Origin of the sequence: Teichococcus coralli (assembly GCF_009829925.1) — a bacterium.
Classification (GTDB): Bacteria; Pseudomonadota; Alphaproteobacteria; order Acetobacterales; family Acetobacteraceae; genus Pseudoroseomonas; species Pseudoroseomonas coralli.
This window is the reverse complement of the sequence record NZ_SNVJ01000001.1, coordinates 437727-448411: the sequence shown is the minus strand read 5'-3', so window position 1 is coordinate 448411 and position 10685 is coordinate 437727. Positions and strand designations below refer to the sequence as shown.

The 10685-nt window shown below is 69.0% G+C and carries 10 protein-coding genes; all 10 read left to right on the top strand.

Annotation, left to right across the window (positions count from 1 at the left end):
• Positions 1–101: 101 nt before the first annotated feature.
• Positions 102–458: a hypothetical protein gene (locus E0493_RS02070; RefSeq protein ID WP_160935236.1), complete on the top strand. Its 357-nt coding sequence runs from the start codon at positions 102–104 to the stop codon at positions 456–458.
• Positions 455–706, top strand: coding sequence for a hypothetical protein (locus tag E0493_RS02065; RefSeq protein WP_160935235.1), 252 nt, complete (start codon positions 455–457; stop codon positions 704–706). The genes E0493_RS02070 and E0493_RS02065 overlap by 4 nt, the downstream gene beginning before the upstream one ends.
• Positions 703–1023, top strand: a complete 321-nt coding sequence (locus tag E0493_RS02060) for a hypothetical protein (RefSeq protein WP_160935234.1) — start codon at positions 703–705, stop codon at positions 1021–1023. Before E0493_RS02065 ends, E0493_RS02060 begins: the two co-directional genes overlap by 4 nt.
• On the top strand, positions 1020–1238 hold the full coding sequence (locus E0493_RS02055) for a hypothetical protein (protein WP_160935233.1): 219 nt from the start codon (positions 1020–1022) through the stop codon (positions 1236–1238). The genes E0493_RS02060 and E0493_RS02055 overlap by 4 nt, the downstream gene beginning before the upstream one ends.
• On the top strand, positions 1225–2133 hold the full coding sequence (locus E0493_RS02050) for a DUF7146 domain-containing protein (RefSeq protein ID WP_160935232.1): 909 nt from the start codon (positions 1225–1227) through the stop codon (positions 2131–2133). Before E0493_RS02055 ends, E0493_RS02050 begins: the two co-directional genes overlap by 14 nt.
• A complete protein-coding gene (locus tag E0493_RS02045; protein ID WP_160935231.1) occupies positions 2126–3646 on the top strand; it encodes a DUF3987 domain-containing protein in 1521 nt (506 codons plus the stop codon). Before E0493_RS02050 ends, E0493_RS02045 begins: the two co-directional genes overlap by 8 nt.
• Positions 3647–4304: 658 nt before the next feature.
• On the top strand, positions 4305–5276 hold the full coding sequence (locus E0493_RS02040; RefSeq protein WP_160935230.1) for a Bug family tripartite tricarboxylate transporter substrate binding protein: 972 nt from the start codon (positions 4305–4307) through the stop codon (positions 5274–5276).
• A 1861-nt stretch (positions 5277–7137) separates the two neighbouring features.
• Positions 7138–8433: an MFS transporter gene (locus tag E0493_RS02035; protein WP_202396838.1), complete on the top strand. Its 1296-nt coding sequence runs from the start codon at positions 7138–7140 to the stop codon at positions 8431–8433.
• Between the two features lie 68 nt (positions 8434–8501).
• Positions 8502–9083, top strand: coding sequence for a hypothetical protein (locus E0493_RS02030; protein ID WP_160935229.1), 582 nt, complete (start codon positions 8502–8504; stop codon positions 9081–9083).
• Positions 9084–9438: 355 nt separating this feature from the next.
• Positions 9439–10629, top strand: coding sequence for a DUF2252 family protein (locus tag E0493_RS02025; protein WP_367614439.1), 1191 nt, complete (start codon positions 9439–9441; stop codon positions 10627–10629).
• Positions 10630–10685 lie beyond the last annotated feature (56 nt).

Sequence of the window (10685 nt, the reverse complement as noted above, 5' to 3'; positions counted from 1 at the left end):
GATCCGGAGGTTCTGTTAGACGTTCTTAGCGGACGGCGTTTCATACCACTTTCCTGCCCTTCCTCGCCAGAACTCTCCGCGCCTCCCGATGGAGGCCGCTCTTGCATTCCAAGGATACCGGCGCCGCTCGCGCCACGCTTCCCGACCTCTCCACCGCCCTGCGCGGCGCCGTGGTGCGGCTGCATCTCTTGCCCCTTCCCCATGGGCCGCGCGCCATCGTGGCGGTGGCGGCAACGCATGAGGCCGCATCGCCTGAGGTGCTGACGGATCGCGGCATCCTGGCCTGCCTGCTGACCCATGACGAGGGCGTGACCCGCCCCGACACCAAGGGGCGCGCAATGCTGGCCGAGGTGGTGAGACAGCAGGGGACGGCGCTGTTGGCCTTCGCCACGGTGGGGGATGCCGCCCTGGCTCATGGCTGGCTGCGCGCCCTGGCGAGCGGGAGGGCCGGCGCATGACCCGCCACCGCAACCGCCGCCCGCCGGCCGCCCCGGCGCCCCTGCCGCTGTTCGCCTGGGCCAGCGCCGAAGCCGCCCGCCGTGCCCGCCTGCGTGCGCCAATCCGGCTGCTGATGCTGGATGCCTACCGTGACGCCGAGGGGGAGCCGCGCCCGGCGCTGCTGATCCCTGGCCGCCGCCTGCCGACGATCTTTCCGAACCTCGCCACCGCCCTCCGCGTGAAGGCGGACATGGAGGCTGCCCAATGACCCGCCGCTACCGTCAGTGGGGCGACCCACCGCGCCCGCCATTCCATTCCGAGGCGCCGGATGCGCTGCTGCGCGCCGCCATCGCCGCCGCCGAGGCCGCGCACCATCGCGGCGAAGCGCGCGGCGCCTCCGATGAGGCACGCTTCGCCGCCGCGATGCGCGCCGCCGACAAGACGCTGATGCCGCTGTTTCCCGCCCGCGACGTGCGCCGACTGGTGGCTGCCGCCGCCGTGGGTGAGGCCGAAGTGCGCGTGTGGGGGCTGGGGGCGTGCGCATGCGCCGGCCTGATGCAAAGCGGGGGGAGGCATGCAGCATGAGGCGCCTCCACATCTTGCTGCGCCTGGTATGGGTGCGCGCCTCGCTCGCTTGGGGTGAATGGTGCCTCCGCCGCCATGCTGCTGTGATAGAGCAGGCCGCCGGCCTGCCGCGCGGCTGGCTGCTGATCGGCGAGAATGCGGAGCGGTTCCGCGCCTGGGAGGCCACGCGCACCCGCTGGCGCGCGGCGCAGGAGGTGGCCCATGCGCGCCGCTGACCTTGCCGACCGGACGAACCTGCGGCGCCTACACAACGGCTCCTGGCGGGGCGCATGCCCCGCCTGCGGCTACCCCGGCACCTTCTCGCTGCGCGAGCGGGAGGGCCGCGCCGTTTGGGCCTGCGCGTCCTGCCAGGACCGCGAGGCGCTGACGGACGCGGTGAAGCAGGCCGCCGGGAACGATTGGACGCCCGCTCCGCTACGCCATGCCCCGCAACGCGGAGGACTCTCGCCTGCGCGGAAAACCGTCCTCGCAGCGGCGATGTGGAGCGAGGCGGCGGCGGTGAAGGGCACAGCGGCCGAAGCCTACCTGCGCGCCCGTGGCGTCCTGGCCGCGTGGCAGGGCGGCGCCATGCCGGCGGAGGGTCCGCAGCTCCGCTTCCATCCCCGTGCGCGGCACCCGGAGGCGGAAGGGTTGTTTCCCGTCCTGCTGGCCCTGGTGCGCCGCGCCACCGATGGGGAGCCGGTGGCGCTGCATCGCACCTACCTGCGCCCGGATGGCAGCGGCAAGGCCGACCTGGACCCGCCCAAGGCCAGCTTCGGCCCGGTGGCGGGTGGGGTGGTGATGCTGCACGTCGCGCCTGCCGCTGGCCCTCTGGTGTTGGCCGAGGGCATCGAAACGGCGCTGGCCGCCTCCGCGCTGATGCGCGTGCCCACCTGGGCCTGCATCTCCGCCGGCAACCTAGCGCGGCTGACGCTGCCCGCCACCGCCCGTGACGTGATCGTTGCCGCCGATGCCGATGCGCCCGGCCAGCGCGCCGCCTGGGCCGCTGCCCAGCGCTGGGAGGGCGAGGGGCGCCGCGTGCGGGTAGCAATCCCCGATACGAGTGGAACCGATTTCTGCGACGTTCTGCGCGCCAACGGCGCCACCACGGCGGAGGCGATGAATGCCTGACGGCTACACGATGCACACCGCCGCCGATGCACCGGAAGCTCCCTGGCCGGCTGCTGATCTTGCTTTGGCCGCCAGCGAAACCCTTCCCCCGCCACCGCTACCATTGAGCCTCTTCCCCCGCGCTTGGGTGCGGTGGATCGAGCGTGCGGCGGATAGCGCGGGGGCGCCTGCCGATTACGTCGCGTGCGGCTTGTTGGCAGTTGCGGGGGCGACGATTGGCAATGCGCGGTGGGGTTCTCCCTGGCAGGGCTGGCAGCATCCGCCCGTCATCAACCTGGCCTGCGTCGGCACGCCCAGCGCCGGAAAGTCGCCCGCCATCAACACGGTGACAGGGCCGCTCTCCGAACTCGTCGCCGAGATGAACGCGGACTGGGAGGACCGGCAGCGCCAATTCCGCACCGCGCGGCAGGAAGCGAAGGAACACCGCGCGCGCTGGGAATCTGAGGTGAAGGAGGCGGTGAAGAACGGCCTGGCGCCGCCGATGGAGCCGCCGACAGCGAAGGAACCGCAACAGCTCTGGAAGCGCCGCGCCCACAGCACTGATCCCACCGTCGAAGCGGCCCGTGATCTGAGCCGCGCCAATCCGCGCGGGCTGCTGCTGCACCGGGACGAGCTGGTGGGCTGGATCGCCAGCATGGGCCGCTATGGTGCGGGCAGCGGTGGTGGCACTGCGGACCGGAGTTTCTGGCTGCAAGCCTATGAGGGAAGCCGCTGGACTTCTGACCGCGTAAAGGATGGCGACGACGGCGCCGACATTCCGCACCTGACCTGGGGAATTCTCGGCGGGGTGCAGCCCGACCGCCTGGCTTCGGTGATACTGGCCGGTGACGATGACGGCCTCGCCGCCCGTTTCATCTACACCTGGCCGAACACGCCACCCGGCAAACCGAAGCGACCCAGCGGCGATGGCTTACCCTTTCTCTTGATGCCCGCCCTCCGCCGCCTGCGGGAACTCCCGATGCCAAACGGAGAGCCGGTGACGCTGACCTTCAGCGCTGAGGCCGCCGACCTGTTCGACGAATGGCGCGGCGAGGTGAAGGAGATGGAAGCCGACGCCGCCGGGCTGTTCCTCTCCTGGATAGGCAAGCTTCCGGGCATGACGGTGCGGCTGGCGGTGATCTTCGCCCATCTCGACTGGCTCGCCGCGCCGGATGGTACGCCGCCGCCCGACCACATCAGCGCCGATGCGGTGGTGCGCGCCCAAGGCTTCCTGGCCGACTATGCGGTGCCGATGGCAAAGCGGGCTTTCGGTGAGGCGGCATTGCCCGAGGCGGAGCGGGACGCGCGGCGGCTGGCCCGTTGGATGCTGCGACAACGCCCGCGCCGCGCCGTTCTCAACGCGCGACAGATGCGCCGGGAAGCCAACGGTCCGGGGATCGTCAGTGCTCCACGCATCGAAGCGGCCTTGCAGGAACTCGCGGCGCTGGGCTGGGTGCGCCCCTCCGACAGCAAGGCCGGCGGACGCCGCCGTGCCGACTGGGACGTGCATCCCGCCGTCCGGGAGGCTGGCTAATGAGCGGATGGCGGCGGCACCTCGCCGCCCTTCACGCGGCGGACATGCCCATGCCGGAAGTGCCGGAACTGACGAAAGGGGGTTTTGGCAGCTTTGGCACTTTTGACAGCGGCATATCTGGTGAGAGGAAGGATGCGCCGCTGCCTCGCGCCCTGGTTCGGAACGGGCTGCAATGCCCGCCCTCTTGGACGAACGCATCCGCGCCGCCCGCGCAGGGTGCCTTCTGCGGTTGCTGTGGGCGACACAGCCCCTATGCTGGCGGGCGATGGTGGCAGGAGCGTGAGGACCCCTCCGGTTGGTGCTGCTGGAATTGCCATCCACCTGTGCATCTGACGGCGGACGCGGTGGTGGAGGTGCGCACGTGAGGGCGCCTGTCCGCTCAGCGCCCTTCTCAGACATCCGGGTGGCCGATGAGCTTTCCGGAGAGCGGACATGCGCCTCCACCCGCCACTGGCCCAGATCGCGTGGACGGCAGACCTGCGCGACCACCTATCAGACGCGGCTGCTTGTGAGAGAGACATCTCGACCGCTGGGGTCCGATCGTGGCGCAAGCGGGCGTTATGGACGGCTGGCCAAATACGCTAAGCAGAAGAGCCGCTCCGAAGAAGAACGGCGAAGCGTGCCTGCGCCTGAAAAAGCCTCTCGTAAGGATACGATCATGAAGCGCCGCCATCTCCTGCCGCTTCTTGCGGCACCTGTCCTGATCACCCGTGCCCGGGCGCAGGGCAGCGCCCAGGGCCGCCCCATCACCCTGATCGTGCCCTACGCGGCGGGGGGCGGGACGGACATCGTGGCGCGCGAGCTGGCGCCGATCCTTATGGAACAGCTTGGTCAGACCGTGGTCGTGGAGAACCGCGGCGGCGCGGCAGGCCATGTCGGCGCCACCTCCGTTGCCCGCGCGCGACCAGACGGCACCACTTTGCTGTTCGCCGTCTCGACCAACATTGTGGTCAATCCGCACCTGCAGCGGAACGATAAGATCAACCTGTCCACCGCGCTCACGCCGGTCACCAAGGCCAGCTCCTACCAGTATGTGCTGGCGGTCGACCCAAAGCTGCCGGTGACCAGCCTGCGGGAGCTGATCGCGGCCGGGAAGCAGCCCAACGCGGATTTCAGCTTCTCCTCCGGTGGGGTCGGCTCCAACAATCACCTGGCGGGCATCCTGTTCGCCGAAGCAGCCGGGCTGCGGATGGAGCACATCTCCTACCGCGGCACGGCGCCCGCCCTGCAGGACGTGGTGGCCGGGCGGGTGACGATGAACTTCTCCTCTCCGCCGCCCGCGGTGCCGTTGGTCAAGGATGGGCGGCTGCGGGCGCTGGCGGTGACGGGTAACCACCGCCTGCCGTCGCTGCCGGAGGTGCCGACGCTGTCCGAAGCTGGGCTGCCCGGCATCGTCATCCTGGGCTGGCATGGCATCTTCGCGCCCACGGGTACGCCGGAGGCCGAGATGAGCCGCCTGGAAGCCGCGGCCAACAAGGCCATCCGCGACCCGCGGTTCGCTAAAAGCCTGGAGCGGGACGGGCTGGAGGTCGCGGCCGAGCAGCCGCGTGCCGACTTCGCCAAGGCCATCCGTGAGGAATACGAGTTTTGGGGTGTGAAGGTGCGAGAGTTGGACCTCAAGGCCGAGTAGCCGCCGATTGGAAGTAAGATGTGTCCGCTTTGCCTGAGCCTCTGCGCAAAGCGGACAGTCTGCAGACGGCCAAACCCGGACTTCAGGCAGTATGTGGCAAAGCCCATCGAAGGGCTGACGGCAGCAGTTCCCTCCGGGTTTTAACCCTAGTCGCCTGTCGCTGGGGCTCCTCTGGCGCTTCCTGAAAGTGCAGGGGTTCGATCCCCGCCGCCCTCCTAGGTGACAAACTGCCCCAAGGGGTTCCGCCTCCTCTTCCTCGGAAATCCAGCAATCAAGAGGCGAAAGCGTCTCATTCTGCGCTGCCCTGCCGCATAGAGGATAGAGAGATTCCTCTCTGCGTCGTGGCTAGACCGCAAGGTGGTGGCGCGACTCGGGAGGCTATTCCGACTTGGCTGCGGTGGCGGGAGAGGTAACAACCCCAGCCCCTCCAACGCGCCTCAGGGCACGACCGCGCCCTGCGATGGTTCACTCGGCACAAGCCGAAGCAGCGGAGGGTAACAGCGTTACTCTCTTTCCCGGCCCATAGCTGACCTCGGAACGCGGTACGAACTCCCCTGATAGCGGGAACATCCCAGGGGCCCCGCCGCAGGAGGGAGGGGGATGTGAAAGCCTGCCCAGCTTGCGTGATCTGACCGAAGCGGGGCTCCCTTTGCGGGGAGAGCAAAAACTGACGGGGGGCTTTCGAGAAATTGCTGCACTGAAGGGAACTGAGAGGGAAAACCCCTGTCACCTCTCTGGCCAAACCGCGCCCGCATCCACTTTTTGCTGTGTGCGAAATGAAATCTGAAAGCGGCGATCCGGAACCGGGTTTTGTGGATGCGCGGATTCGACCAAGGGCGCGGTCCCAGGGCAGAAATCGGTGGAGATTGAGCCCGCCCCTCCCGCTCCCGGCTTGCAGAAGGGAAGGACGGTGCCCTCTTCCCCCTTCTGCCTCTATATCCGTCTATGGCCAGCTACGTTTTTGTTGGGGGTAGCGTTGGGGGTAGATTGCTGGCGCCGAAGCGAAAGCCGCAGAAAACCTAAGACGCTGGCAGACACCCTCTCCGCCATCTTCCTGATCTTGCTGAGATATCTTCGCTGAGACCGCCTTGGGCACCCCCGTGGCCCAGGATAAAGCCCGCTCGGCGTTTCCGAACGCACCCCTGCACCGGGATTTTGCAGCACCGGCGTGCCGTTCCAGGCTCGATCGCACCGCTCACCCGTTCTCGGCAGTTCCACCGCCGCCTTCCGCCGGCGGCGGCATCGAGCGACCGCAACGACCAGAGGCACAACATCCTGCGGCAGGGCAGCGATACCCCGCTGCCAATGGCGAATGGCCCCAGGGGCATCGAGGCAATCGCCGGCCCATCCCTCAGGATGAGGCCCGGTTCCGCCGGCCATGCCAGCGCCGTCATGACCCTCCCGCTGCGGACCGAGGCTCCGTTCAGGGTGGTGATGGTCGCGCAACTCCGGCGGGAGGGCCGCCTTCCATGCCCGCATTCGCCCTCATGGCGCTCGAGGTTGAGATCAAAGCGCGAAGGCTTTGTCCGGAGAGCCGCGCGGAACGCTTCGAGGGTGATCGAAGGCCCGAGCTCGTCTTCCCCAGCGGACAGGACCGGCTGGCCCAAGCGTGGAACAATCCGTAAGAGGATGATCCGAACGGCGAAAGGAGCTGGGCAGGATGCGCTGGGGGAGCCTCGATGGGAAAGCTCGATCGATTGAAGCCGCCCCGATGGTGCGGGAGCGGGCGGGACGGGCGGTGGAGCCTTCCATTCCTCTCGGCCCGATCCGTGCCAAGGAGGCCGCCGCTGCGCGGCGCGGCCGGAACGTCGTCCCCCTCGCCGAGCCTTTGACCTCGCCAGGCGTGATGACTGACGCCTGAATGCGGCCGAACGAGGCATCCAGCCGCTGGCGCCTGCTCCGCTGGTTCATCTCCTCCGCCACCTTCAGCGTGCCGCAGGCGGCAGGACCCATCGCGTTCTCGCTGGTCGCCCTGAGCCTCACCGGCGACGCCAGCGGCGGCGCGGCCATCATTCTCGCGATGACGCTGGCCCAGGTGGCTGGGGCAGTCCCTGTCGCCCGGATCGGCAGGAGCCTGCCTGCGGCGACGTTCCTGAAGCTGCTGGTGGGCATCCGAACCGCAGCTCTCGTTCTGATCGCCGTGCTGGCGGCCGGCGGGGCATCGCTCATCTGGCTGATCCTGGCCGCGGCGGCCGGCGGCCTGGTGAATGGTGCGGCCCACGGGTTTCTGCGCGCGGTGCTCAACCAGTTGACGACCGCCTCGCACCTGCCCCGGGCGCTCGGCATCGCAGCCACGCTCAACGAGCTGACTTTCGTGCTGGCCCCGGTGGCCGCCTCGGGTCTGGGCACCGTCTCGCCGGCCTTTGCCGTGCTGGCGCTTGCGGCTCTGGGCGCCACGCCGATGCTGCTGGTGCCACGGACCCGTTCCACCCCCACCGACGGCACGCTCCACGCCGGCGGCGCGGTGCTCACCCCCGCCATCCTGCTCTGGCTCATGTGCGCCGCTGCAGGCGGCGCCACCGTTGCGGCCATCGAGATCGGTGCCGTCGCGCTGGCGCTCAGGTTCGGCTACGAACCAGCCCTGGCGTTCCTGTTCACCGTTCCGCTGTGCCTGGCCTCGGTGGCTGGCGGGATTTGGGTCAGCCTGCGGAACCGCCTGGCCACGCGAAAGGTCGTGGTGCTCCAGCTGTCCATCATGACCCTGGGTGCCGCTCTCGCGGCGCTTGAGCTCTCGGTGGCTGCAACCATTCTTGGCGCCGCACTCGTGGGCTCCGTTCTGGCTCCCTTGGGCACCCACTATTCGCTCGTGCTGGACGTGCTGGCTCCGCCGCAGAGGCGGGCGGAAGTCTTCGCCCTCCTGCGCACCGCGAATTCGGTCGGGGTGATTTTCGCCAGCGCGGTGCTGACCGTGGTTTCGCTGTCCGTGACGTTGATCGCTGTCGCCGGCCTGATGGCCGTCGCCACCCTGGCAGTCGGCATCGCCTCCAACGGGCGCCGCGTCCGTCCTTGCCAGGGACAGGCCCGGGCGGGCGCGCCATCATGCGAACCTGCCTCGGCACCGGATGCGTGCCTGGCGAAGGAGCCTGTCGGCCCCCGGTGCGAGGCCGAAGGCCGGCTGGCCAAGCAGGCCCGCACCGGCGGTTCGCGCCGCCGCTGACCGCCTCCACCGGTTGGCGCTGCCTGCCGCCTTCGGGCATGAATTGGGTGACATCGAGGAGGCGCGTGATGCGGGAGATGCCGAGGTTGAGGTTCCCGGAGGGCAGCCTGCTGGCGGCCATGCTGGGCGAGCACGCGCCCCCGGATATCCGGCGCGCGGCGCGGCGCCTGCGCGCGGAGGGCGCGGCGGCCCTGGCGATCGACGACGATGTTGCCGGCCTGGCGCGCGGGCTGGCCCTCTCCGAAGTGTCGCGCTCGCCAGCCGTGCCGGACGCTCTGCCGCCGTTGTTCTGGCTTGAAGCGCGCTGGCTGGATGGATCCAGTGCCCGCGGGATCGGCGGATGGCTTGTGGAAAAGAAGCCAGGCGGCCTCGCTGTCCGGAGCTTCGCCATCGCCGATGGCAACGACGCCGTGCCCGAGCCGAAAGGCGCCGTGACGGTGTCGTTCGGCGCGCACGTTCAGCAGGAAGAGGAGGACACCCGCTCCGTGAGAGGCCTGCTCACCGCCGTCAGCCTGCCCGATATGATGTCGCAGATGGGAGAGAGTTCTCCCGTCGTGCTGATGCCGGCCGATGCGCCGGAGCGCGATGCGAGCCTTCTGCGTGGCTTCAGGCTGTCCGTGGCGGTGTCACGAGACGCGGTGCCAAGCTGAGCCTGCCTGTTTCAAGGCGCCGGCCGCCACCGCGCGCAGGTCGGGGCTGAAGGATGGCGGCGATCGGGGCATGGACTGAACGTCCGGCCCGCGCTCCGGAGCGGGAGGACATCAAGGGAACCACTCAGCCCGTTGCCGCCGGACACCCCCTGGACGCCAGGCTGGCATCCGTCGGGCGCTGAAGGCGCCTGGCCTGCGAAGGCCCTCTCGGCCATCGGAAATCCCGTCCATTACATCTTGTTCACGGAGGCGGTTTCAGGGCCTAGGATCATGGACTTCCGGAGGCATTCGACGTTCCCCGTCTTCGATGAAAAAAGCTTCCCCACGGCTTGTGCAACCGGATGAGCGCGGCCCGGTGCTGATCGAGCGGCGCAACCTCAAGATGGCCGCTTCCGCCCATGCCTATGTGCGGGGCAGCACAGTTCGCTTCTATGAGTGGCTGGAGCAAGGCGGGCGAACAGAGTTGCCGGAGGGGCCGGGAGTCTGGATCTGTGGGGATTGCCATGTCGGCAACCTCGGGCCCATCGGCGGTGCGGATGGCGATCTGGAGGTGCAGATCCGTGATCTCGACCAGACGGTCATTGGCAACCCGGCCCACGACCTGGTCCGCCTGGCCCTTTCCCTTGCCACCGCCGCCAGGGGATCCGACCTGCCGGGCGTCACCACCGCGCGCATGCTGGAAGCCATGATGGCGGGCTACGAGGCGGCGTTCGAAGCAGGCGCGTCAGACGACCGGCGCGATCAGGCTTGTGCGGGCAGTGAGGTGCCTGCTGCAGTCAGGAAGCTGATGCGGGATGCGGCGCGCCGTTCGTGGAAGCACTTGGCGGACGAACGCATCGAGGGGCTTGATCCGGTGATCCCGCTGGGGCGCCGTTTCTGGCCCTTGCAGGATGAAGAGCGGCAGGCGCTTGAGGAACTGGTCGCCTCGGAGGAGGTGCACGCCCTGGTGGCCTCCCTGCGAGGCCGCGACAGCCAGGCGAAAGTGTCGATCGCCGACAGCGCCTTCTGGCGCAAGGGCTGCAGCTCCCTCGGGAACCTGCGCTTCGCTGTTCTCGCGGCGATCCAGGCCGCCGAGGACAGGCGCGCCCGCTATTGCCTGCTCGACGTGAAGGAGGCGATCACCGCCGCCGCGCCGCGATACGCCGACGTTGCGATGCCACGCGACAACGCGGCCCGTGTGGTGGAAGGCGCCCGTCACCTTTCTCCCAATCTCGGCCAGCGGATGCTGGCGACACGGCTGCTTGGCAAAGGCGTCTTTGTGCGTGAGTTGCTGCCACAGGACCTCAAGATCGAGATTGAACGCCTTGTTCAGGACGAGGCCGCCGCGCTGGCCCGCTACCTCGCCACCGTTGTCGGGCATGCGCATTCCCGTCAGATGAGCATCCAGGAACGCAAGGCATGGCTGGGTGAGTTGCAGCGGAACCGTTCAAAGCGGCTCGACGCCCCTTCCTGGCTCTGGCGGGCCGTTGTGGAGCTCGTGGCCAGCCATGAGGCGGCCTATCTCGAGCACTGCCGCCGCTACGCCCTGGAGACGCGAGCGGCCTGAAGCAAGAAGCCACCGGCCGGATCGCAGGCGCGCAGGGTGGGGCGGTGCTCGGCCGG